Genomic DNA, 22,791 nt, shown 5'->3' on the forward strand with positions numbered 1-22,791 from the left:
CGGCCCCAACGGCCACCGGCTGGCCCATCGTAGCCAGGGCCCCGGTCCCGCATACCCGCGCACCCACCGGTTCACGCCGGGCAATCGGCCCGCCGCCGCCGCGCCGCTCCCCGGCCGTGCGCGCGGCGCCCGCGGGTCCTCCGTATGGACGCGGTGTGACGCCGGTGCAAAGCTCGAAGGACGCCGATCACCCTCCTCACCGTCACACCGGGAGGCACGAGCATCATGGGAGCCACATCACAGCAAGCCGGAGCCGCCGGCAGGGCACTGACGGCCGACCGCCCCTCGTCCGTACGCAACGTCGTGCTGGTCGGCCACAGCGGAGCCGGCAAGACCACCCTGGTCGAGGCCCTGGCCCTGACCGCGGGGGCGGTCAACCGCGCGGGCCGCGTCGAGGACGGCGCCACCGTCTCCGACTACGACGACATCGAGCACCGCCAGCAGCGGTCCGTACAGCTCTCCCTCGTCCCCGTCGAATGGGGCGGGGTCAAGATCAACATCCTGGACACCCCCGGATACGCCGATTTCGTCGGCGAACTCAGGGCCGGTCTGCGCGCCGCGGACGCGGCCCTCTTCGTCGTCTCCGCCTCCGACGGCATCGACGGCGCCACCCGCATGGTCTGGGACGAATGCGAGGCCGTCGGGATGCCACGGGCCATCGTCGTCACCCATTTGGAGGCAGCCCGCGCCGACTACTCCCAGACGGCCACCGTGTGCGGCGAGACCTTCGGCGCAGACGACCCCGACGCCGTCATCCCCCTGTACCTGCCGCTCCACGGCCCCGTCGGACCCGACGGCCACGCCCCCGTCATCGGCCTGCTCGGCCTGCTCTCCCAGCGCGTGTACGACTACACCTCCGGCGAGCGCGTCGAACGCGACCCCCGGCCCGAAGAGCTCGAACTCATCACCGGCGCCCGCTCGCGCCTCATCGAGGGGATCATCGCCGAGAGCGAGGACGAGACCCTCATGGACCGCTACCTCGGCGGCGAGGACATCGACCTCAAGACCCTCGTCGACGACCTGGAGCGCGCCGTCGCCCGCGGCACCTTCCACCCCGTCCTCATGGCGGCCCCCGCCACGGACGGCGCCCGCCAGGGGCTCGGCACCGTCGAACTCCTCGAACTGATCACCGGCGGCTTCCCCACCCCCCTCGAACACGCCCCCGTCGCCGTGACCACCCCCGACGGAGCCGAGCGCCCCGACGTCGTCTGCGACCCGGACGGCCCCCTCGTCGCCGAGGTCGTCAAGACCTCCTCCGACCCCTACGTCGGCCGCGTCTCCCTCGTCCGCGTCTTCTCCGGCACCCTGCGCCCCGAGGAGACCGTCCACATCAGCGGCCACGGCCTGGCCGACCGGGGGCACGAGGACCACGACGTCGACGAGCGCATCGGCGCCCTCTCCTCCCCCTTCGGCAAACAGCAGCGCCCGCTGACCCGCGTCATCGCCGGCGACCTGGCCTGCGTGGCCAAGCTCAGCCGCGCCGAGACCGGCGACACCCTCTCCGCCAAGGACCGGCCCCTGCTCATGGAGCCCTGGCCGATGCCCGACCCGCTGCTCCCCCTCGCCATCGAGGCCCACAGCAAGGCCGACGAGGACAAGCTCTCCCAAGGCCTGGCCCGCCTCGTCGCCGAGGACCCCACCATGCGCCTGGAGCAGAACCCGCACACCCACCAGCTCGTCCTGTGGTCCCTCGGCGAGGCCCACCAGGACGTCGCCCTCGAACGCCTGCGCACCCGCTACGGCGTCCAGGTCGACCCCGTCCCCCACAAGGTCAGTCTCCGCGAGACCTTCGCCGCCAAGGCCTCCGGCCGCGGCCGGCACGTCAAGCAGTCCGGCGGCCACGGCCAGTTCGCCATCTGCGAGATCGAGGTCGAACCGCTCCCGCCCGGCAGCGGCATCGAATTCGTCGACAAGGTCGTCGGCGGCGCGGTCCCCCGCCAGTTCATCCCCTCCGTCGAGAAGGGCGTACGCGCCCAGGCCGCCCGCGGCGTCGCCGCCGGCTACCCCCTCGTCGACGTCCGCATCACCCTCCTCGACGGCAAGGCCCACTCCGTCGACTCCTCCGACGCCGCCTTCCAGACCGCCGGCGCCCTCGCCCTGCGCGAAGCCGCCGCCGAAGCCCGCATCCACCTCCTGGAACCCGTCGCCGAGCTCGGCGTACTCGTCCCCGACGAGTACGTCGGCCCCGTCATGAGCGATCTCGCCGGCCGCCGCGGCCGCGTCATCGGCACCGAACCGGCCGGCCCCGGCCGCACCTGGATCCGCGCCGAGAACCCCGAGATCGAGATCGGCCGGTACGCCATCGACCTGCGCTCCGTCTCCCACGGCACCGGCACCTTCACCCGCGCCTACGTCCGCCACGAACCCATGCCGCCGCACGTGGCCGAGAAGGTGCGCGAACAGCTGGAGAAGGGAAGCTCTCTGACGTAGCGCCAAGGCGCCGCCCACCCGACCCGCTTGCGGTGGGCGGCATTTCCCTGTCCCATCACCATGGGGCGAGATACGCCGATAGGCTCATCGGCGCGGCAAAACAGCACAACGCACAGCGATGGGGGCACCGGTGGGGATGGGGGCAGTGGTGGCGGACGACGGATTCGACTTCAGGCCCGGAGCGCAGATCCCGCTCCAGGGGGGCAGCGGCCAGACCGGGGCGACCAACGCGCTCGCCTCGGCGGCCTACCGCGACGGCGCGAAGGACACCAAGCTGTCCGCCATTCTCGGCGCCAACAACGAGTACCACTCCTCCACCGTCAAACCCCCCAAGATCTCCCTCTTCGAGCCGAACTTCGGCGAGGCCTTCTGCCGGGCCGTGGAGGCCCGCACCCTCCCCGCGGCGCGCAAACCGATGATCCAGTCCTTCGGCGCCGACCCCCAGACCGTCGTCGAGCACTGCCTGGCCGCCTCCCACATCCGCAAGGAGCGCGACCGCAAGCTCCGCCTGATCATGCTCGTCGCCGGCGTGGTCTTCCTGCCCGGCCTGCTGCTGTGGCTCGGCCTGTTCCAGCTGCGCAAGACCCTGACCGGCAACGAGAAGTACGCCTCCTGGGTCAGCACCCTCGTCCTCGTCGGCGTCGCCGTCGTCGCGGCCGTGCTGATGTTCCGCCTGCCCTTCGACGGGTTCCTCGGGCTCTACCTGCGCGGCATGATCATCGCCCCGGCCGTCGGCTGGGGCCTGGCCCGCCGCATCTGCGAGAACACCGCCGAGGACCTGCGCGCCCGCTGGGACGGCCTCCTCTCCGGCGACGGCGTCGGCGCCAAGATCCCCGAGGCCGTGCCCGGCAACCCCGACGAGAAGGCCCGCGAGGACCTGCGCCACTCCCTCGCCAAACTCACCGCCGAGAACCGCAGCAACGCCGTCTTCTACGCCGGCCCCAAGGGCATCCTCGGCATGGGCACGCGCTGGGGCAGCTGGCAGCTCGCAGAGGAGCTCGTCCCCAAGGTCGAGGGCATGGAGATCCACCCGTTCCGCAGCTGGGACGTCATACGCGCCATCGACACCGAGCTGCGCAAGCTGGAGCGCGGGCCCTTGCACACCGGCGGCTTCCCGCCCGCCTCCGTCCAGCACTGGATCGTCACCCACGTCGGCGAAAAAGCCGCCGAGGTCGCCCGCCCCTCCGGCGCCGACGTGGACACCTTCCTCGTCAAACCGCACGAGGTCACCCGGATCTGCAACGAACAGCAGTTCAACGGCGGCAACCGGCACTACCTCGGCATCCAGTACCCGCTGTGGGACGGCCAGCTCGTGATCACGATGCTCGTCACCGTCACCGTCCTGTACAAGACCCTGCGCATCGAGGTCACCGGCCACGCGCTGGGCCCGCTGGGCGGCCCGTTCGGCGACAAGTCCAAGCCGCCGACGGTCGAGGTCCCCAAATCCATCAGGTTCTGGGAGACGGTGGAGCGCCCGCTCCCCCTGGTCGACGCCCAGGAGGTCGTCCGCCTCGCCGTCCGCGCCTCGCTGACCTGGTACCCGCCGCTGCTGGACTTCCTCGGCGGCAAGCTGGTCCTGCCCGAACCCTTCGGCCTCCGCCACGTCTGGGCCGGCCAGCCCTGGCGCAACCGCTTCATGGCCGACGACGCCCTGCGCGCAGCCACCCCGGTCCTGCGGGCGGTCCACGCGGCCGCGATGCGGGTGCTCGACGAGAACGGGGTCGACACCGAGCGCTTCACCAACCGCTCGATGATCGTCAGCGGCCTCGTCCAGGACGCGGCCCCGCGCAAGGCGGACGCCTACGACGCGTAGCCGAAGCCGGACAGCAGAAGCGGGAGGCGGCCCAGGCCGCCTCCCGCTTCCGTTGTCCACCGCTCGCGGGCGCGACGACTAGTCCGAGGGCCAGGCGTCGGCCAGCATCTGGCGGGTGTCGGCGAGGAGCTGGGGCAGGACCTTGGTGTGTCCCACGACCGGCATGAAGTTCGTGTCCCCGCCCCAGCGCGGCACGATGTGCTGGTGGAGGTGGGCGGCGATGCCGGCGCCGGCCGCCGAGCCCTGGTTCATGCCGATGTTGAAACCGTGCGCGCCCGACGCCTTGCGCAGCGCCACCATCGCGCGCTTCGTCAGGTCGGCGAGCTCGACCGTCTCGTTGGCGTCCAGCTCGGTGTAGTCGGCGACGTGCCGGTACGGGACCACCATCAGGTGGCCGCCGTTGTAGGGGTAGAGGTTCAGCACCGCGTAGACGTGCTTGCCCCGGGCCACGACCAGGCCGTCACGGTCCGACATCTCCGGAATCCCGCAGAAGGGACAGCCGTCCCCGGCATCGGGCCCGGTCGGCTTGTTCTCCCCTTGGATGTACGCCATCCGGTGGGGCGTCCACAGGCGCTGGAACGAGTCCTGCGTCCCGACGCCATTCTGCTGCTCCGGCTGAGTCGTCATGGGAAGCAGCATATGACCTTGGCAGCAGGTACGAGGAAGGCCCCCGGGAAGTGATCACTTCCCGGGGGCCCAGCCCCGTGCACCGAGGGAGCAGGTCACACCTGGACCCGGCGCTCCACCACGTCGGCGAGCTTGGCGAGGGCTTCGTCGCGGGCGATGCCGTTCTCCTGCGAGCCGTCGCGGTAGCGGAAGGAGACGGTGCCCGCGGCCATGTCCTCGTCACCGACGATGATCATGAACGGGACCTTCTGCTTCTGCCAGGTCCGGATCTTCTTCTGCATGCGGTCGGAGGAGGCGTCCACCTCCAGCCGCAGGCCCTTCTTCTTCGCCTCGGCGGCGAACTCCTGCAGGTACTCCACGTGCCCGTCGCCGATCGGGATGCCGACGGCCTGGACCGGCGCCAGCCACGGCGGCATGGCGCCCGCGTAGTGCTCCAGCAGCACGGCGAAGAACCGCTCGATCGAGCCGAACAGCGCGCGGTGGATCATGACCGGGCGCTGGCGGGAGCCGTCCGCCGCCGTGTACTCCAGGTTGAACCGCTCCGGCAGGTTGAAGTCGAGCTGGACGGTCGACATCTGCCAGGTCCGGCCGATCGCGTCACGGCACTGGACGGAGATCTTCGGGCCGTAGAACGCGGCGCCGCCCGGGTCCGGGACCAGCGGCAGGCCCTGCTTCTCGGCGACCTGGCGCAGGGTCTCGGTGGCCTCTTCCCAGATCTCGTCCGAGCCGACGAACTTCTCCGGGTCCTTGGTCGACAGCTCCAGGTAGAAGTCGGTCAGACCGTAGTCGCGGAGCAGGTTCAGCACGAAGGTCAGCGTGCGGTCGAGCTCCTCCGCCATCTGCTCCTTGGTGCAGTAGATGTGCGCGTCGTCCTGGGTGAAGCCGCGCGAGCGGGTCAGGCCGTGCACGACACCCGACTTCTCGTACCGGTACACGGTGCCGAACTCGAACAGGCGCAGCGGCAGCTCACGGTAGGAACGCCCGCGCGCGTCGAAGATCAGGTTGTGCATCGGGCAGTTCATGGGCTTGAGGTAGTAGTCGGTACCACCGTCGAGCTGCATGGGGGGGTACATGCCCTCCGCGTACCAGTCCAGGTGGCCGCTCTTCTCGAAGAGCGCGCCCTTGGTGGCGTGCGGGGTGTAGACGAACTCGTAGCCCTCTTCCTCGTGCCGCTTGCGGCTGTAGTCCTCCATGGTGCGGCGGATGATGCCGCCCTTGGGGTGGAAGACGGCGAGGCCGGAGCCGATCTCGTCCTGCACGGAGAAGAGGTCGAGCTCGGTGCCGAGCTTGCGGTGGTCGCGCTTCTCGGCCTCGACGAGGAAGTCGAGGTGGGCCTTCAGCTCGTCCTTCGACGGCCAGGCGGTCCCGTAGATGCGCTGGAGCTGCTTGTTCTTCTCGCTGCCGCGCCAGTAGGCGGAGGCGTTGCGCATCAGCTTGAACGCCGGGATGTTCCGGGTGGTGGGCAGGTGGGGACCGCGGCAGAGGTCCTTCCAGCACAGGTCGCCGGTCTTGGCGTCGAGGTTGTCGTAGATGGTCAGCTCGCCGCCGCCCACCTCGACGTTGGCGCCGTCGTCGGTCGACGCGGAGCCCTTGATGCCGATGAGCTCGAGCTTGTACGGCTCGTTCGCGAGCTCCTCGCGGGCCTCCTCGTCGGTGACGACGCGGCGGGCGAAGCGCTGGCCGCGCTTCTGGATCTCCTGCATCTTCTTCTCGATGGCCTTGAGGTCATCGGGGGTGAAGGGCTTCGCGACGTCGAAGTCGTAGTAGAAGCCGTCCCGGACCGGCGGGCCGATGCCCAGCTTGGCCTCGGGGAAGAGCTCCTGCACGGCCTGGGCCATGACGTGCGCGGTGGAGTGGCGCAGGATGTCGAGGCCGTCCGGGGAGGAGATCTCCACGGGCTCGACGGTCTCGCCGTCCTGGACGACGTACGAGAGGTCCTTGAGCTCGCCGGCGACGCGGGCGGCGATGACGGTGCGGTCGTCGGCGAAGAGGTCGGCCGCCGTAGTGCCCGTGGTCACCACGCGCTCGTCCCGCTCGGAATCGCGTTGGATGATCACACGGACGTCTGACACCGGTCTCTCCTGACTCAGGGACTGCGGCAGCGAACGCTGCGCTTCTGAATCGTACCGATCCCCGTGGGTGCCCCGCGAAACGGTTATCCCCCTTCGGTCCGTACGGGCTGTTGGTTAGCGTGGTGCGGTGACGACGACCGGGCCCGTGCGCCCCCTGGACCTGACCGACGACGCCACCGCGGCCGCCGTGCACCGCGTCGGGCGGGCCGCGTACGCGGTGGAGGCCGAGCTGATCGGCTTCGACGGGATCCCGGCGCTGCGCGAGAGCCTGGCCGAGATGCGGGAGCGGCCGCTGCGGTGGCTGGGCATCCGCGGCCATGACGAAGGCGGGGAGGACGGCGGCCTCGCCGGGTTCCTGGCCTGGGAGGAGGAGGGGGACGGCACGGTGTGCGTGGACCGGCTCTGCGTGGACCCGGCCTGGTTCCGCAAGGGCGTCGCCTCGCAGCTGCTGCGCGCCCTGCTGGCCGGGGCCCCGTCCGACCGCCCGGTCACGGTGACCACGGGCGCGGCGAACGCCCCGGCGGCGGCGCTGTACGGGCGCCTCGGCTTCACCCGGGGCGAGGACTTCTCCCCCGCCCCCGGCCTGGTCATGGCCTCCTTCACCCTGGCTCCGCGCGCGCCGCGCCCGTAGCAGCCGGGGCTCGTCCTAGTCGTCGTCGGCCGGCAGGGCCTCGGCCGGGTCGAGGGCTTCGTCCATCGTCTTCCGCAGGCGGTCTCGCTCGACCTCGTCCAGCGGTACGGGTACCACCTCGACGACCTCGGTGAGCCGGCGGAAGCCGCCCCGGCGCTGGAGCCGCCCGCTCACCCGGATCGGTACGCCCGCCAGGTGGGCGTGGCCCGCCACCCGGTACGCCGCCTCGTCCAGGACGGCCTTGGCGTGCGTCACGTCCGCGCCGGACAGCACCCGCAGCCGGACCACCCCGCCCACCGAGGGCGTGGTCCGGCGCATCCGGACCACCGTCCCGACGACCTGCACCGGGACCGAGGGCTCGTCCAGGGTGTAGCGGGCCGAAGCCTCCCGCAGGGCCGGCAGGTCCCCGGGGGAGAACTCCACGGGCTCGGGCCGGGCCGCGCAGCCGGCGGGGGCCCCGGCGGCCGGCGCCCAGGCCAGCGTGATGCGGGCGCCCTCGGATCCGCGGACCAGCGCGATCAGCGCGTCGGCGAGCTCCCGGCTGACCCCGGCCTGTACGGCGGTGTCGAAGGCCTCCATGCCGCCCGTGGCGCGCCGGTAGTCCACGGCGTCGCGGGCGGCGGCGAGGGCGTGGTGCAGGCGCGCGAGGGTGCCCCGGCCCGCGGTGACGGGCGCGTAGGCGGTGAGTTCGCGCCCGCCGGGGCACGGCCCGACCAGGACCCCGTCCAGGGCGCGTTCGGCGTACGCGCGGTGCCGGGTGCCGTGGTACCCGGCCGGGGCCCGGTCGGCGAGGGCGCCGGCCATCAGCAGCTGCCGGGCCGCCGCGTGCAGCTGCTCCTGCACGGTCCAGATCCGGCCGCCCCAGGACCCGTACGGACCGTGCGGATTCAGCGGGATCTCCCGCTCCCAGCGGACCTCGTCGCTGGGCACGCTCAGCCCGTAGAGCACCTCGTGGGCGGAGGGGTGCGTGCTGCGGGCGAGGGCGGTCAGGGCCTCGTCGAGCAGGTCGGTGCAGTCCGGGAAGGCGCGGCTCTCCGGGACGAGCAGGCTGGTGCCGGCGCCGCCCGCCGGACCGGTCGCGGGGCCGGTCGCGGGCGGGGTCCAGCGCCCGTAGCGGCCGGCCGGGCCGCCGCGGCGCTGCCATCCGTGCCGGTGCAGCAGGGCGCCCAGCACGGCCGGGTCGACGCGGGCCGGGTCCGGGACACCCGTGTCGGCGGGTTCCCCGTGCCCCGCTCCCCTCGGGGCGGCCAGGGGTACGGGGTGCGGCGGGTACTGGCGCATCAGGGTGTCCCTCCCGACCCGACCCGGGTCATGATCTCGCACAGCGCGCGGTCGTCGAAGATCCGTGTGGTGGGGATCCGGACGGTGGTCCGGCGCCGGCCGGTCACGGGGTGCCCGGCGAGGTTGGTCCAGTAGCAGCAGTGCCGCAGGGCGAGCCGGTCGTGGCCGGCGTCCAGCCACCGGTCGCGCTCGCGCGGGACGAGCATGACGACGAGGATCTTGTGGACCGCGACCGGGGTGCGGGCCAGCTTCAGCAGGTGCTCGTTGTCCAGGGTGAAGGCGAAGGTGGGTCCGGCGGGCTCGGGCGGGACCTGGTAGGTCGCCTTCAACTGCACCTTGATGGTGACCTCGTCGTCGACGACGTGCTCGGGCGCGCCGTGGCTGACCTGCCAGTCGATGCCGTTGTCCGGAAAGGGCTGGGAGAGCGAGCAGCCGGCCGCGGCCGCGACGGCGTGCAGGTATCCCACCTGGAGGGTCTCCATACATGCGGTGGTGGCGAGGTTGCCGCGCAGCGGTGCGCCCTGCGGCTCGCCGCCGCGTGGCGTACCGGTCTGTTCCTGCAGCACCCCGCCCGGTTCGGGCTGCGTGAGCGCCATGGCCGGCTCCCCGTGCCTCGTGCTGTGCGGGCTGTGCCGAATGGGAGTGCGAACGATGGGTGGCGGGGTGACGGCCGGTCATGTGTGCGGCCCCCCAGGGATGTTGTCTCCGTACCAGAGCGGCCGCAAACGGCGTACAGCGCAAACAGGCCGGGTATCACGGATTCGGGCAGGGGCGGCGAGCGTCAGGAGTGCGCCCCATCTGCCGATCGGGGACGAGGAGTTCGCCATGACGCGCTGGTACGAGGGCCCGCTGGCCGCTTTCGACACGGAGACGACCGGGGTGGACGTGGAGCAGGACCGCATCGTGTCCGCCGCTCTCGTCGTGCAGGAGTGCGCGGGCGGGCGGGTCCGCTCGACGCGCTGGCTGGTCAATCCAGGGGTTCCGGTGCCCCCGGAGGCCACGGAAGTGCACGGTCTGACGGACGAGTACCTCCAGCACAACGGCCGGTGGCCCGCGCCGGTCGTGGAGGAGATAGCCCGCGCGCTGGTGGAGCAGCAGGTGGCGGGCCGTCCGGTGGTGGTGATGAACGCGCCCTTCGATCTGACGCTGCTGGACCGGGAGTTGCGCCGGCACCGGGCGTCGACGCTGGCCCGGTACCTGGACGACCGGCCGCTGACGGTGCTGGACCCGCGGGTGCTGGACAAGCACCTGGACCGGTACCGCAAGGGCCGCCGGACTCTGACGGACCTGTGCGCGCACTACGGGATAGAGCTCGACGGGGCGCACGACGCGGCGGCGGACGCGCTGGCCTCGCTGGAGGTCGTGCGGGCGGTGGGGCGGCGGTTCGCCGGCCGGCTGGAGCGGCTGACTCCGGCCGAGCTGCACACGCTGCAGGCGGTGTGGCACGCGGCGCAGGCGCGCGGGCTGCAGGCGTGGTTCGCCCGGCAGGGAACGCCGGAGGCGGTCGATCCGCACTGGCCGCTGCGGCCGGAGGTGCAGGCGGCGGCGTGAGGTACGGCGGGCGGGCCGCGCCGAGCCAGGCGGGGCCGGGCCGGGTCAGGTCGGGCCGAGTGGGCCCGGGAATGCGGAAGGCCGGTCCGTCGTACGACGGACCGGCCTCTCCCGGTGGGCGATACTGGGATCGAACCAGTGACCCCTTCGGTGTGAACGAAGTGCTCTCCCGCTGAGCTAATCGCCCGGGAACGCACTGAACAATACAAGAGGCACGGGGTCGGGTTCAAACCGCTTCCGGCGGGGACGCCAACCGGGCGGCCAGAGCGCGCCGTCCCGACCGCATCATCAGGGCGTGGTTGAGCCGGAACAGCGGCCGCCCGGGCAGCGACAGCAGCCGCAGCAGCGGCCGGCGCATCTCGACCTCCTGCTCGTACAGCGCCCGGGTCCGCGGGGCGCCGGGTCCCGGGCGGCGGCGTACCGTCCAGCGGGCCCAGCCCTCGATGTCGCCGTGGAGCGCGGCCTCCAGGATCCCGCGGGCGGGGTCGCGCAGCAGTTCCACGGCCGTGATGCGCAGCTCGTACGGGAGCACGGAGCGGATCCGCGCCGCGTTGCCCCCGGGGATGCCGAGCGGGCCGGAGCTGCGCACCTGCGGCCACCAGCTCGGGTACTGCTCGGCCTGTTCGAGCACGGCGTAGACGCGGTCGGGCGGGGCGTCGAGGTCCCAGGTGCTGCGGAAGCGGTACCGGTGCCGGCTGCGGTCCATGGGTCCAGTGTGCGTACTCAGGGCGGATCTGAGTACGGGCGCGCATGGCCCGGGGCGGGTGACCGGCGCCACACTCCGGAGCATGGACATGCCTCTGCCGCCGGCCCAGGAGCTGGCGCTCATCGACCGGGAACTGGCTCAACTCGACTCCCGGCGCGGCCATCTGCTGGCCCGTCGGCAGTGGCTGCTGCAGGTGCCGGCGGCCGGGCCCGGGTGGGTCGTGCCGGCTGCGGGGGCCGGGCGGGTGCGGGAGGCGTCGGCGCCGAGTGCGCAGAACGTGCTGCTGACGCTGGGGGCGGTGCTGCTGGCGGTGGCGGCGCTGGCGTTCACCCTGGTCAGCTGGGGCTCCCTCGGGATCGCCGGCCGTTCGGCGGTGCTGGCGGTGGTGACGGCCGCGGCGCTCGGGGCTCCGGCGCTGCTGCTGCGGCGGGGGCTGCGGTCGACGGCCGAGTCGGTGGCGGCGCTGGGCCTGCTGCTGACGGTGCTGGACGCGTACGCCGTGCACGCCGTCGCGGTCCCGCATGCGGACGGGCTCGGGTACGCGGCGGGCACGGCAGCGGTGCTGGCGGCGGCCTGGGCCGGGTACGGCCGGCTGCTGCGGGACCTGGCCGTCCCTGCGGTCGGGGCGGTGGCGGCGGTGCAGCTCCCGCTGCTGCTGGCGGCGCTGGCCGCGGAGGCGGACCCGGTGGGGCTGGGCTGGGCGCTGCTGGCCACGGCGGCTCTGGACGGCGTTCTGGCCGGGTTCGGCGCGGGGCCGGGGGCGCGGGCGGCGCAGGTGGCGCCGGTGGTGTGGGCTCTGGCCGCGGTGTGGGGGGCGGGGGCGCTGCTGACCGCCGTCGCGGAGCTGGCCTCGGCCGGTTCGGCGGGTGCGGCCGCGGGTGCGGCGCTGCTGGCGGCGGCCTGCGCCGGGCTGGGCGTGGCCGTGGCGTGGCGGGTGCCGGGTGCATGGCCCGCCGCGGCAGCCGGCGGCCTGGCGGCGGTGGCGGCGCTCGGCGGGCCGGTCCGGCCGGAGCTGCCCGGGGCGTGGCCGGTGGTGGCGCTGGCGGTGCTGGCGCTGCCGCTGCTGGGGGCGACTTCGGCGGCGGCGCTCCCGGGCGGGGTGCGGCGCGGGCTGGGTCTGGCGGGGGCGGGAGTGGCCGGTGTGGCCGCGGCGTGGGGGCTGGCGGTGGCGGGGGCGGCGGCCCTGTCACGGGCGGCCGTGCTGGGCGAGGTCTGGGCGGCGACGGCCCCGGCGGAGGCGTACGGGCCGGGGGCGGCGGCCGTGGTGTGCCTGCTGATCGCGGCGGGGGCGGCCCGGTGGGCGGTACGGCTGCTGCCCGGGCGGCAGGGGAACGAGGCGGACTCCCGGGCTTCGGCCGGCGCGGGAGCCGGCGGAGCCGCGGGGGCCGGCCCGGCAATCGGGGCTGTGGGGGCCGTGGGGGCCGTCGCGGTGGTGTGCGGTTGGGCCGGGCTGTTCACGGCCCCGCTCGGGCACGGGCTGCCGGTCGCCGCGGTCCTGGCGGCGCAGCTGGCCGTGACCGCGGGGGCCGCAGTGGGCGCGCTGCGGTGGGCGGGCCGCCCGGGGTCCGCGGCCGCGGTGTGCGCGGCGCTGGGGGCGGTGGACGTGTCCGTGGCCGCGCTGGACGGCCGCCTCGCCACCTTCGCGGTGTTCGGGCTGCTGGGCGGGGTGTGCGCGGCGGTGGCGGCGCAGCGGGGGGCCGCGCCGGCCGTGCGGGCGGGCGCGGCGGTGCTCGTGGTCGGATACGCGGGGGCGACGGCTGCGGCGCTGGCCGCGGTGGCGGGCCTGGCGGTGGCCTGGTGGTCGCTGCCGCTGCTGGCGGTGGCGGCCGCCGCGGCGGTGCCGGGGCCGCGGCTTGGGGCCGTACGGATCGCGGCGGAGGCGGCCGGGGCTGCGGTGGCCGGGCTCGCGCTGCTGGCGGCCGTGACCGAGCCGCCGCTGCTGGCGCTGGTGTGTGCGCTGGCCGGCGTGGTGTGTGCGGGCGCGGCGCTGCGGGCCGACCGGCGCGCCCTCGGCTGGGCGGCCGCCGTGCTGGGGGTGGCGGCGGCGTGGATCCGGCTGTGGGCGTCCGGGGTGGCGGTGGTGGAGGCGTACACCCTGCCCGTGACGGTGGCGGCCCTGGCGGTGGGCTTCCTGCGCCGCCGCGCCGACGCCGACGCCTCCTCCTGGGTGGCGTACGGTCCGGGGCTCGCCGCGACCCTGCTGCCGAGCCTGGTCGCCACCTGGGGGGACCCGCACTGGCTGCGGCCGCTGCTGCTGGGCCTGGCGTCGCTCGGAGTGACGCTGGCCGGGGCGCGGCGGCGGCTCCAGGCCCCGCTCCTGCTGGGCGGCGGCTGCCTGGCGGCGGTGGCGCTGCACGAGCTGGCGCCGTACGTGGTGCAGGTGGCGGGGATGCTGCCGCGCTGGCTGCCGCCGGCGCTGGCGGGGCTGCTGCTCCTGGCGGTGGGCGCCACGTACGAGCGGCGGCTGCGCGACGTGCGCCGGCTGAGGAAGGCCCTCGGCCGGCTGGGGTGAGGCGCCGTGCCGCCCGAGGGCGGCCCGTCCGGCCCCGCCAGGGGCGGCCGGGAACGAACGCCGAGGGGCCCGGAGACGCTGAACGTCTCCGGGCCCCTCGGTCCGGGTGGGCGATACTGGGATCGAACCAGTGACCCCTTCGGTGTGAACGAAGTGCTCTCCCGCTGAGCTAATCGCCCGGGCACACCGCAAACATTACCCCATGTCAGCGGTGCTCCATGACCACCGGCCGCCGATCACTGGTCCTTGATGTTCCACGGCATGGTCATGCCGTACTTCCACAGGTAGAAACCGACCAGCGCGGCCGCGACGACGAGCCCCACCGTGGTCAGGATGATGTTGCGGCGGCGGACCTTGGGGTCCAGCGCCTTCTGGGCCGCCTCGGTGACCTTGCGCTTGGTCCAGCGCAGGACGAGCGACGCCCAGGCGAACTCGGTGGCCCAGATCGCGAGGCCCGCGAAGATCGCCACCCAGCCGGGGCCGGGCAGGACCAGCATCGCCACGCCGGCACCGATGACGGCGAGGCCGACGACGAAGACGCCCACCTGCCAGCTGAGGTGCAGGGTGCGTCGCGCCTTGATGAACGCGGGCGCCTTCGATACGTGCGGCGCCTCCTCCGCGGGCTGCGCGGTGGTCTCGGCGGTGGTGTCGTCGGTGTTCTCGCCGGCTGCGGACCCCTCGGTCCCGCGGTCACTCCCCGTATTCATGCCCTCGAATCTACCGGAGCCGGAAGCACACGTGAATGGTGGTTTGGATCCGCCATCCGAGGGACCCAGAGGTCCGCAAAACGGTCAGAGGGGTTTACAACGGCACCGTAGGTGGCATGTCGATTTCGCCGACGTGCGAATCCCCGAGCGCACACTGAGCGAAAGGCCCTGGCGCTTATGAACACCACGGTCAGCTGCGAGCTGCACCTGCGCCTCGTTGTGTCGAGCGAGTCCTCACTGCCTGTTCCCGCGGGCCTGCGGTATGACACGGCCGATCCCTACGCCGTGCACGCCACCTTCCACACCGGCGCCGAGGAGACGGTCGAGTGGGTGTTCGCCCGCGACCTTCTCGCGGAGGGCCTGCACCGGCCCACCGGAACCGGAGACGTCCGCGTCTGGCCGTCCCGCAGCCACGGTCAGGGCGTCGTCTGCATCGCCCTGAGCTCACCGGAGGGAGAAGCCCTGCTCGAGGCACCCGCCCGAGCACTCGAGTCATTCCTCAAGCGGACGGACGCCGCGGTCCCGCCCGGGACCGAGCACCGGCACTTCGACCTGGACAAGGAGCTCTCCCACATCCTGGCCGAAAGCTGAGCCGGATCCGCGGGGAGCACCCCCGGCGCAAGCCGGGTGTCCGCCGGGCACCGTCCGACTCGGGGCGACGGTGCGGGCTGGACGAAAACCACATACGGCACTGCCGGCGCTGTTCTCGCGGAAGCCGCCCGCGAGAACGGCGCCGGCGTGCTGTCGGGCGTTCCCCACGCCCATGCCGTTCGCTCAGGACAGACGCACCTCCCGGCCGGGGCCCGGGACGGCTAGAGTCGGCCACCGGCGGCGGCACCGGCCCGACGCCGCAGGCCCGGCCCCAGGAGCGACCCGTGCAGATCCCCCACGACACCCGTCGCGCGCTCGACGTCGTCGTCGCGCTGGTGAACACCGCGGCCGAGACCGACCAGCCCGACGGCCTGGCGGACGTCGGCTCGCTGCGCGCCTTCGTCCGCGAGTACAAGATCAGCGACGTCGGCGAGCTGGGCGCCCGCGACCTCGCGGGCGTACGGACCGTCCGCGGCAAGTTCGCCCAGGTCTTCGCGGCGGGCACCTCCCGCGCCGCGGCCGGGCTGATCAACGAGCTCGTCGCGACCGCCGGGACCACCCCGCAGCTCACCGACCACGACGGCTACGACTGGCACGTCCACTACTTCGCCCCCGGCGCCTCCCTCGGCGACCACCTCGCCGCGGACGGCGGCATGGCGCTGGCCTTCATCGTGGTCTCCGGCGAGCAGGAGCGGCTGCGCCGCTGCGAGGCCCCCGACTGCGGGCGGGCCTTCGTGGACCTGTCCCGCAACCGCTCGCGGCGCTACTGCGACAGCCGGACCTGCGGGAACCGGCTGCACGTGGCGGCGTACCGGGCCCGGCGCAAGGAGGCCGACGCGGGCTCGTCAGAGCAGGAACAGATCGTGCACGGCGGCGAGCAGCAGCAGGGTGCCGATCACCCCTAGGAAGATCATCAGGGGCGGCTGCGAAAGCGCGAAGAGGCAGCCTCGCGGCTCCTCGGCAACGGGGGCGGGGGCCGGGGCCGGCGCGGGAACCGGCGGCTCACCCTGCGATGTGTCGAGCATGTCGGGGCGATGATGGCGCAGGCCACGCCCGGCCGTCCGTCAACACGCCATTACCGATGCGGCAGTTCACCCCTTCAAGTCATCTTCGGCTCGTCTCGGTGGCATCGGCGGCGGGGACCGTCGCGGCCGGATCCTCAGATGCCGTGCTTCTTCAGGATCGCCTCGATGTCGGAGAAGTCGTCCGCGGGCGGCGCCGTGGCGCTCCGGGCGGGACCGGGCTCGGGACGCCCCTGGAGGGGCTGCGGCGCGGAGCCCGCCCCGGCCGCCTCTGCGGCCTTGGCACCCTTGGCAGTGGCGGCCTTGGCGGCCTTGGCGGCCTTCGGCGGCCGCTCCCCCGCGCCGCCGGCCCGGCGCCGCTCGACGGCGCGCGTGACGACCAGCAGCAGCCAGGCCAGCCCGAGCAGCCCGAAGCCCACCCACACGGCCGGCTTGAACACCATCCCGGACACCCACTGCACGACGCCCGTCAGGACGAGGGCGGCCGCCACCAGCGCGTACGCGGCGATCCGCGTGGCCGCAAGGAAGCGGCGGCGGTAGGCGGTCACCGCGGCGATGCCCAGGCCGGCCGCGGCCACCGCGGAACATATGGTCTCGGCGAGCATGCGCTACCTCCGGGCAGTGCGGTCGGGATGTTCCGGCGTCTTGCGAAGCTCCTCCCATCGTGCACCGCGGTCCACCGCCCGGGCCATGCACGCGGCCGCAGCGGCGCCGATCTCCGGGAGATCTCGGGGTCGCCCCTCCTCCTGCAGGGGAGGGTTTCGGCGCCGGGGGTCGGCGGCTGGGAGACTGTCCGCATGACCGATTCCGTGATCCTCGACGTCTGGTGCGAACTCCAGTGCCCGGACTGCCACAGCGCGCTGGACGACGTGCGCGCCCTGCGGGCCCGCTACGGCGACCGGCTGGACATCCGGCTGCGCCACTTCCCCCTGGAGAAGCACAAGCACGCCTTCGCCGCGGCGCAGGCCGCCGAGGAGGCGGCGGAGCAGGGGCAGGGCTGGCCGTACGCGGAGGCCGTCCTGGCCCGCACCGCGGAGCTCGCCGAGCGCGGTGAGGCGGTGCTGCTGGAGGTGGCCCGGGAACTCGGCCTGGACGCCGACGAGTTCGACACCGCCCTGATCGACGGGCGGCACATCCTGATCGTCGACGCCGACCAGGCCGAGGGCAAGGCGATCGGGGTCACCGGCACGCCGACGTACGTGATCGACGGCGAGCGGCTGGACGGCGGCAAGAGCCAGGAGGGGCTGCGCGCCCGCATCGAGGAGATCGCGGACCGCCTCCTGGCGGCGGGCGAGGCATAGCCCACCCGGCCCGGCCCGGCCTAGATCAATTCCTTCCCGTAGTTGAACTGCGTCGGCCGGTAGCCGAGGGACTCGTACAGGCGCAGGGCCGGGGTGTTCCCGGCGAAGACGTGGAGCGCGACGGTGCGGTGGCCCGCGGCCAGCGCGGTGCGCTCCGCCAGCAGCATCAGGGCGCGGCCGTACCCGCGACCGCGGTGCTCCTCGGCGACGGCGACGTCGTAGACGTACGCGCCCCCGGCGGAGGGCGCCACCCAGATGTGGCCGACGACCTCCCCGGCCGCCTCCAGGACGAGGAGGGCGACGCCGGGGGTGTCCGGCCCCTGGGGCAGCTGCCGGGCGTGGTCGGCCTCCGACTTCGCCCGGGCGGCCTCGGCGGGCAGGCCGCGACGCGTCCAGTCCTCGGCGTAGCCGTCGACGGCCCGGGCGAGCCAGTCCTCGTACTCGGCCGGGGTCATGGCGCGCCCGCTCACGCCCTCGGGCAGGGCGGGCGGGGTGTCCGGCAGCTCCTTGACCATGTTCCGGCCGGACTCGGCGTACCCGAGGGCCGCCGCCAGACGGAGGCCACCGGCGGACTCGGCGGGTACGGAGGCCTGCACGCGGCGGCAGCCCCAGCCGCGCAGGACCTCCTCGGCGGCGAGCGCCCCGACGGTTGCGCGGCCGCGCCGCCGGTCGGCGGTGTCGACGAAGAGGTCCCGGATCTCGCCCACGGCCGGCCCGAAGGGGGTGTCGCAGGCGAGCAGCAGCGCCCCGACGCGCCTGCTGTTGACCCGGATCTCGTACGGGCGCGACCGCGCGCCCCCGGCGCTCTGCTGAAGCGGCCCGGACGGCCGCAGGGTGGTGGTCATCCCCTGGAACCTACCCACCGCAGCCCCCTTGGCCACAGCCCACCGACCGCTTGCCGCCGCGCCGCCCTCGGGGCCCCACGGGCCGGCCCTCTGCGGCCCCCGGGGCCTCCCCGCCCTTCCCCCGTTCCCCGGGGCTCCGGCCGCGCTGCCTGCGCCAGGGGGCGGGCAAATCCAGCCCCGCCGGCGTTTGAGGCGCGGGGGCGCGGGGGCAGCGCCCCCGAAACGGCGCCGCACCGGACCGACCACCCGACGTGGCAGCCGCGACCCCACGCGGACCCGCACGGTCAACGCCACGGACCGGCAAAACCAGCCCCGGCGGCGTTTGAGGCGCAGGGGCGCGGGGGCAGCGCCCCCGAAACGGCGCCGCACCGGCACCCGTCGCCCGGGCCCGTCAGGGGTCCAGGTCGGCGCGGGAGTGGGCCTCGAAGAGGCGCATCGCTTCGGAGGTGACCGGGCCAGGGCCAGAGCCAGGGCCGGGCCCGGCCACAGCCCGGCCGTCGACCAGCGCAACGGCCTGGACGTCGCGCAGCGACGAGGTCAGGAAGATCTCCTCGGCCCGCTCCAGCACCTCGAACGGCAGGTCGGTCTCCTTGGCCCCGGCCCACTCCACCACCAGGGCCCGCGTGATCCCGGCAAGGCACCCGGAGGACACCGGCGGCGTGTGCAGCTCCCCGTCGAGCACGACGAACACGTTCGAGCCCGTCCCCTCGCAGAGCTGCCCGACGGTGTTCGCGAACAGCGCCTCGGAGGCCCCGGCCCGAGCCGCGGCGGCCAGCGCGACCACGTTCTCGGCGTACGAGGTGCTCTTCAGCCCGGCGATGGCGGACCGCTCGTTGCGCACCCACGGCACCGTGATGACGGCGGTGGTGTCGGGCCGCCGCACCGTCTCGCCCAGGGCCACGACGAGGGTGGGCGCGGCGTCCCCGCGGTCGGAGCCGAGCGGGGAGACGCCTCCGGTGTACGTGATCCGCAGGCGGCCCAGCGCCACCGGATTGGCCTCGAGGACGGCCGCGCAGGCCGCCCGTACCTCGTCCGGGTCGGGGTCGGGCAGCCCGAGACCCCGTGCCGAGCGGGTCAGCCGTTCCAGATGCCGGGTGAGCGCGAACACCGCACCGCGTTCCGCCTTCAGGGTCTCGAACACGCCGTCGCCCACGGTCAGGCCGTGGTCGAACACGGACACCTGTGCGCTGTCGGCGTCACGCAGCGCACCGTCGAGCCAGATCCTCACGTGCGATCCCTCCGCTCATCCAGGGGTACCGGTCACCTCATGTGCGCCGGACGCTACCCGCAGCAGCCGGGCGGCCTTCAGTTCCGTCTCCGCCCACTCGCGCTCCGGATCCGAACCCCAGGTGATGCCGGCGCCGGTGCCGAAGAGTAGCCGCGGGCCGCCGGGGGCCTGGCGGTCGATCCAGAAGGTCCGGATGCCGACGGCGAGCTCGGCGGTGCCGCGGTCGGCGTCGACCCAGCCGATGCCGCCGCAGTAGGGGCCGCGCGGCGCGGTCTCCAGGGCCTCGATGATCCGCAGGGCGGAGGACTTCGGCGCGCCGGTGACGGAGCCGGGCGGGAAGGTGGCGGCGAGCAGCTCGGGCCAGCCGGCGCCCTCGGCGAGCTCCCCGCTGACGGTGGAGACGAGGTGGACCAAGCCCGGGTGCTCCTCCACGGCGCACAGCTCGGGGACGGCGACGGAGCCGGTGGAGCAGACCCGGCCGAGGTCGTTGCGTACGAGGTCCACGATCATCACGTTCTCGGCGTGGTCCTTGGGCAGGAGGTCGGCGGCGGTGCGGCCGGTGCCCTTGATGGGGCCGGACTCCACGTGCCGGCCGGCGCGGCGCAGGAACAGCTCGGGTGAGGCGGTGGCGATCTCGACGCCGTGCGCCGGGAGCCGGACCGTCCCTGCGTACGGGGCGGGGTTGCCGCGGGCGAGCAGCGCGGTGAGGGCGTCGACGTCGGCGCGGTCCGGCTGCGGCAGCGGCGCGGACATCACACGGCAGAGGTTGGCCTGGTAGACCTCCCCGGCCGCTATGTGCTCGCGGATGCGGCGGACGCCGGCGGTGTACGCGGCGCGGTCCAGGGAGGAGGACCACCGGTCGGCGGCGGGCCCGCGCCAGGCGCCGGGCCGGGGCTCGGGGACGGGCGCGGGGCGGACGTCCCCGAAGCGCGCGCAGACCAGACGCCCCTCGAAGTCTGCGGCGACGGCCCAGAAGCCCGTGGAGTCCAGGGCGGCGGGGTCGCTGGTGACGTCGCGGAGGTCGGTCGCGAGGAGGCCGCCGAAGCGGGCCAGGGGAAGCAGGTCGTGCACGGCTGCGAGTCTATGACCGGTGGCGCAAACCCGCCGTAGAGGTGACCGGCGGGTGACCGCTGGTGATCGATGGGCAGCACGCTGCGGAAACGCGTTTTTGAGCTGGCCCGGGAATCCGCTAGAGTTCAACACGTCGCCAGGGAGCAAAGGGGAAAAACCCCGGAGCGAACAGGGCGACAGTGCGGACGTAGCTCAGTTGGTAGAGCACCACCTTGCCAAGGTGGATGTCGCGAGTTCGAGTCTCGTCGTCCGCTCTGAGTGGGGGATCTTCCCGAGAAACCCCGCAACTCCGAGGTGGAGTGGCCGAGAGGCGAGGCAACGGCCTGCAAAGCCGTCTACACGGGTTCAAATCCCGTCTCCACCTCCAAGGACGATTAGCTCAGCGGGAGAGCGCTTCCCTGACACGGAAGAGGTCACTGGTTCAATCCCAGTATCGTCCACTGGATCTTCGGGTCCACCCGCGCGATTAGCTCAGCGGGAGAGCGCTTCCCTGACACGGAAGAGGTCACTGGTTCAATCCCAGTATCGCGCACGCAGTACCGGCACCCTCCTGCATCACCCTGTGTGACCTGCGGCTTCGATGCCATAGCCCGCGCGATTAGCTCAGCGGGAGAGCGCTTCCCTGACACGGAAGAGGTCACTGGTTCAATCCCAGTATCGCGCACCACCCGGAAGCCCCGGCCGTCTCGACGGCCGGGGCTTTCCGCGTGCACGCGGCCATGACTGCACCGGGAAGGGGAAGGGCCCCGCGCGGCGCGGGGCCCTCTCCGCTCAGGAGGAGAAGAGCATCCGGCCGAAGCCGCCCCGGTGGTGGCCGTGGTGCCCGTGGCCGTGGCCGCCGTGGTGCTGGGGGGCGCCCCAGGCGGGCGCGGCGTGCGGGGCCGGGTACGGGGCCGGCGGCGCGGCGGGCGGCGGCACCTGACCGTACTGGCCGGCCGTGTACTGGGCCTCCAGGCGGGTCAGGGCCTCCAGCTCGCCGTAGTCGAGGAAGATGCCGCGGCAGCCGCTGCACTGCTCGATCTGAACGCCGTTCCTGTTGTACGTGTGCATCATCGAGTGGCACTTCGGACACTGCATGACCGGATCAACTCCTCGCCGTCTGCGTCAACACCGGATGCATGCCCGGTGGCGTGAAGCTCACCCTACGACGGAGTCCCCCGGTCCAAGTCGGGCGGGAACGTAGCGATTCGGGCACAGGACTGCACCATCAGCCGTTCCACGTCGTCGAGTCCGCGGTGGTTTTCTGCCGATTTCGCCAGGGCGAGGGCTGCGGTCTGTACGGTCAGGGCCCGGGCGGCGAGGTCCAGTTCCGGCCAGGGGTCGGAACCGGGCGGTCCGGCGGCGGGCCCGCCCGCGGCCCGGTAGGCGCCGAGGAAGCGCCCCCAGGCGTCCGCGCCGAGCAGCCCGGCGGCGTACCAGGCGGCGGGCCGGGCCAGGTCCCAGGAGGGCGTCCCGACGCCTAGGTCGTCGACGTCGATGAGCCGCCAGCCGCCGCCCCCTGCGCCGTCGGCCGCCCGGTCGCTGTCGGCCGCCCCGGCGCCGTCGCCGTCCGCGCCCCCGCCGGCCCCGCCGCTCCCGCCACTCCCCCGTACCAACTGCCCCAGGTGCAGGTCCCCGTGGCACAGCGCCCCGCCGTCCGGCGCCGGGGCCTCGCCGCGCATCCAGGCGGGCAGGGTCCGGGCCGCGGCCCACACCGGCGCGGGATCCAGCCCCGGGTCCCCGGCGGTCCCCCGGCCCGGCTCGGTGCGGGAGCCGCGCCCCGGGTCCGGTTCCACGTCCGCCGCCCGCGCCAGCCGGGCCAGGGCCCGCCGCAGCTTCGCCGGCCCGCGCATCGGCGGGACCGGGCCGGGCAGCGCCCCCAGCGGTACCCGGTGCAGGGCCGCCAGCAGCCGCCCGGCCGCCTCCCAGGGCGCGTCCTCGGGGCGCTCGGGGTCGACGGGGGCTCCGTACGGCCACAGGGTCACCGGGCGGCCCCGCAGGCTCCCCGCCTGCGTGCGCAGCGGCGGCAGCAGCACTCCGGCCAGGGCGCCGTCCGCAGCGATCCGCATCCGTGCCGCCAGGGCCTCCTCGTCGCTGTCCACGGCGTGCGCCTTCGCCACGACCTGACCGCACCGCACGACGGTGCCGTCCTCGCGGTCGGCGAGCAGCTCGTACGGGGCGTCCGGCCGGCCGGTGGCGTACGCGGCCAGCGCGGCGGACAGCGGCGCGGCCGGGGCGGGGACGGCAGCCCTCTCGGGGCGGCGGGCGGTGTGCTCCTGGTTCATCGCGGCTCCACGGCTCCCGTCACTCGCCCTCTCGGGAGCAGGTTACGCAGCCGCGGGCGGGCATGGAGAAAGTGCGGGCACGGAAAAAGTGCTGCCCGTCCGACTCCCCAGTCGTACGGGCAGCACCCTTCACCTGCCG

Annotated in this window: 21 protein-coding genes and 7 tRNA genes; 13 read left to right on the forward strand and 15 right to left on the reverse strand. The window is 73.9% G+C overall.

Annotation, left to right across the window (positions count from 1 at the left end; all coding sequences use genetic code 11):
- Window positions 1–225: 225 nt before the first annotated feature.
- Window positions 226–2,430 carry an elongation factor G-like protein EF-G2 gene (locus tag AB0F11_RS21395; RefSeq protein ID WP_362175959.1) on the forward strand — a complete coding sequence of 735 codons (2,205 nt, stop codon included), beginning with the start codon at window positions 226–228 and terminating at the stop codon, window positions 2,428–2,430.
- 148 nt (window positions 2,431–2,578) lie between these two features.
- Window positions 2,579–4,243, forward strand: coding sequence for a hypothetical protein (locus AB0F11_RS21400; RefSeq protein WP_362175962.1), 1,665 nt, complete (start codon window positions 2,579–2,581; stop codon window positions 4,241–4,243).
- 78 nt (window positions 4,244–4,321) lie between these two features.
- Here the strand turns inward: AB0F11_RS21400 and AB0F11_RS21405 are convergent, their stop codons facing one another.
- Window positions 4,322–4,882, reverse strand: coding sequence for an HIT domain-containing protein (locus AB0F11_RS21405; RefSeq protein WP_362175965.1), 561 nt, complete (start codon window positions 4,880–4,882; stop codon window positions 4,322–4,324).
- An 83-nt stretch (window positions 4,883–4,965) separates the two neighbouring features.
- Window positions 4,966–6,942 carry a threonine--tRNA ligase gene (thrS, locus tag AB0F11_RS21410; protein WP_362175968.1) on the reverse strand — a complete coding sequence of 659 codons (1,977 nt, stop codon included), beginning with the start codon at window positions 6,940–6,942 and terminating at the stop codon, window positions 4,966–4,968.
- 127 nt (window positions 6,943–7,069) lie between these two features.
- On the opposite strand from thrS, the gene AB0F11_RS21415 reads away from it, so the two are divergent.
- A complete protein-coding gene (locus AB0F11_RS21415; protein WP_362175971.1) occupies window positions 7,070–7,573 on the forward strand; it encodes a GNAT family N-acetyltransferase in 504 nt (167 codons plus the stop codon).
- Between the two features lie 15 nt (window positions 7,574–7,588).
- On the opposite strand, the gene AB0F11_RS21420 is transcribed toward AB0F11_RS21415, so the two are convergent.
- Both AB0F11_RS21420 and AB0F11_RS21425 read right to left on the reverse strand, forming a co-directional pair.
- The gene (locus AB0F11_RS21420) at window positions 7,589–8,854 is read right to left on the reverse strand and encodes a hypothetical protein (RefSeq protein WP_362175974.1); all 1,266 of its coding nucleotides are present in this window, start codon (window positions 8,852–8,854) and stop codon (window positions 7,589–7,591) included.
- A complete protein-coding gene (locus tag AB0F11_RS21425) occupies window positions 8,854–9,450 on the reverse strand; it encodes a DUF4365 domain-containing protein (RefSeq protein WP_361909015.1) in 597 nt (198 codons plus the stop codon). The genes AB0F11_RS21420 and AB0F11_RS21425 overlap by 1 nt, the downstream gene beginning before the upstream one ends.
- 229 nt (window positions 9,451–9,679) lie before the next feature.
- Here AB0F11_RS21425 and AB0F11_RS21430 point away from each other — a divergent pair, with 229 nt between their 5' ends.
- Complete coding sequence (locus tag AB0F11_RS21430) at window positions 9,680–10,405, forward strand: 3'-5' exonuclease (protein ID WP_362175977.1); 726 nt, start codon at window positions 9,680–9,682, stop codon at window positions 10,403–10,405.
- Between the two features lie 115 nt (window positions 10,406–10,520).
- Here AB0F11_RS21430 and AB0F11_RS21435 read toward each other — a convergent pair.
- Window positions 10,521–10,592, reverse strand: a tRNA-Val gene (locus AB0F11_RS21435).
- A gap of 39 nt (window positions 10,593–10,631) precedes the next feature.
- Entirely contained in the window at window positions 10,632–11,111 is a 480-nt protein-coding gene (locus tag AB0F11_RS21440) for an SRPBCC family protein (protein WP_362175980.1), read from the reverse strand.
- 82 nt (window positions 11,112–11,193) lie between these two features.
- Here AB0F11_RS21440 and AB0F11_RS21445 point away from each other — a divergent pair, with 82 nt between their 5' ends.
- Window positions 11,194–13,623: a hypothetical protein gene (locus AB0F11_RS21445; protein ID WP_362175983.1), complete on the forward strand. Its 2,430-nt coding sequence runs from the start codon at window positions 11,194–11,196 to the stop codon at window positions 13,621–13,623.
- 107 nt (window positions 13,624–13,730) lie between these two features.
- On the opposite strand, the gene AB0F11_RS21450 is transcribed toward AB0F11_RS21445, so the two are convergent.
- Together AB0F11_RS21450 and AB0F11_RS21455 are read right to left on the reverse strand one after the other, a co-directional pair.
- A tRNA-Val gene (locus AB0F11_RS21450) sits at window positions 13,731–13,802 on the reverse strand.
- Between the two features lie 57 nt (window positions 13,803–13,859).
- Window positions 13,860–14,330, reverse strand: coding sequence for a TIGR02611 family protein (locus tag AB0F11_RS21455; protein ID WP_362175986.1), 471 nt, complete (start codon window positions 14,328–14,330; stop codon window positions 13,860–13,862).
- Window positions 14,331–14,507: 177 nt separating this feature from the next.
- Between AB0F11_RS21455 and AB0F11_RS21460 the strand changes: the two genes are divergently transcribed.
- Both AB0F11_RS21460 and AB0F11_RS21465 read left to right on the forward strand, forming a co-directional pair.
- Entirely contained in the window at window positions 14,508–14,921 is a 414-nt protein-coding gene (locus AB0F11_RS21460) for an SsgA family sporulation/cell division regulator (protein ID WP_030011909.1), read from the forward strand.
- A gap of 284 nt (window positions 14,922–15,205) precedes the next feature.
- Complete coding sequence (locus AB0F11_RS21465; RefSeq protein WP_362175989.1) at window positions 15,206–15,826, forward strand: CGNR zinc finger domain-containing protein; 621 nt, start codon at window positions 15,206–15,208, stop codon at window positions 15,824–15,826.
- Here the strand turns inward: AB0F11_RS21465 and AB0F11_RS21470 are convergent.
- Window positions 15,767–15,946: a hypothetical protein gene (locus AB0F11_RS21470; RefSeq protein ID WP_361908998.1), complete on the reverse strand. Its 180-nt coding sequence runs from the start codon at window positions 15,944–15,946 to the stop codon at window positions 15,767–15,769. The two genes, AB0F11_RS21465 and AB0F11_RS21470, sit on opposite strands and share 60 nt — an antisense overlap.
- 134 nt (window positions 15,947–16,080) lie before the next feature.
- Window positions 16,081–16,548, reverse strand: a complete 468-nt coding sequence (locus AB0F11_RS21475) for a hypothetical protein (protein WP_362175992.1) — start codon at window positions 16,546–16,548, stop codon at window positions 16,081–16,083.
- Between the two features lie 192 nt (window positions 16,549–16,740).
- Between AB0F11_RS21475 and AB0F11_RS21480 the strand changes: the two genes are divergently transcribed.
- Entirely contained in the window at window positions 16,741–17,244 is a 504-nt protein-coding gene (locus tag AB0F11_RS21480; RefSeq protein WP_362175995.1) for a DsbA family protein, read from the forward strand.
- Between the two features lie 20 nt (window positions 17,245–17,264).
- Here AB0F11_RS21480 and AB0F11_RS21485 read toward each other — a convergent pair whose 3' ends face one another.
- From AB0F11_RS21485 to AB0F11_RS21495, 3 genes are all read right to left on the reverse strand, one after another.
- Window positions 17,265–18,089, reverse strand: a complete 825-nt coding sequence (locus tag AB0F11_RS21485) for a GNAT family N-acetyltransferase (protein ID WP_362175998.1) — start codon at window positions 18,087–18,089, stop codon at window positions 17,265–17,267.
- A 391-nt stretch (window positions 18,090–18,480) separates the two neighbouring features.
- A complete protein-coding gene (locus AB0F11_RS21490; RefSeq protein WP_362176001.1) occupies window positions 18,481–19,317 on the reverse strand; it encodes an aminotransferase class IV in 837 nt (278 codons plus the stop codon).
- Between the two features lie 15 nt (window positions 19,318–19,332).
- Window positions 19,333–20,388, reverse strand: coding sequence for a chorismate-binding protein (locus AB0F11_RS21495; RefSeq protein WP_362176004.1), 1,056 nt, complete (start codon window positions 20,386–20,388; stop codon window positions 19,333–19,335).
- Between the two features lie 181 nt (window positions 20,389–20,569).
- Between AB0F11_RS21495 and AB0F11_RS21500 the strand changes: the two genes are divergently transcribed.
- The 5 genes from AB0F11_RS21500 to AB0F11_RS21520 all read left to right on the forward strand — a co-directional run bounded on the left by AB0F11_RS21500 (window position 20,570) and on the right by AB0F11_RS21520 (window position 21,055).
- Window positions 20,570–20,642, forward strand: a tRNA-Gly gene (locus tag AB0F11_RS21500).
- 39 nt (window positions 20,643–20,681) lie between these two features.
- Window positions 20,682–20,755 (forward strand) — tRNA-Cys (locus AB0F11_RS21505).
- A 1-nt stretch (window position 20,756) separates the two neighbouring features.
- A tRNA-Val gene (locus AB0F11_RS21510) sits at window positions 20,757–20,828 on the forward strand.
- A 20-nt stretch (window positions 20,829–20,848) separates the two neighbouring features.
- Window positions 20,849–20,920 (forward strand) — tRNA-Val (locus AB0F11_RS21515).
- A gap of 60 nt (window positions 20,921–20,980) precedes the next feature.
- Window positions 20,981–21,055 (forward strand) — tRNA-Val (locus AB0F11_RS21520).
- A gap of 104 nt (window positions 21,056–21,159) precedes the next feature.
- Here the strand turns inward: AB0F11_RS21520 and AB0F11_RS21525 are convergent.
- Both AB0F11_RS21525 and AB0F11_RS21530 read right to left on the reverse strand, forming a co-directional pair.
- A complete protein-coding gene (locus tag AB0F11_RS21525) occupies window positions 21,160–21,465 on the reverse strand; it encodes a zf-TFIIB domain-containing protein (RefSeq protein WP_361919746.1) in 306 nt (101 codons plus the stop codon).
- A 65-nt stretch (window positions 21,466–21,530) separates the two neighbouring features.
- Window positions 21,531–22,652 (reverse strand): phosphotransferase, encoded by a 1,122-nt coding sequence (locus AB0F11_RS21530; RefSeq protein ID WP_362176007.1) that lies wholly within the window; start codon window positions 22,650–22,652, stop codon window positions 21,531–21,533.
- Window positions 22,653–22,791: the final 139 nt, after the last annotated feature.

It is taken from the genome of Streptomyces sp. NPDC032472, from assembly GCF_040636955.1.
Lineage (GTDB): Bacteria > Actinomycetota > Actinomycetes > Streptomycetales > Streptomycetaceae > Streptomyces.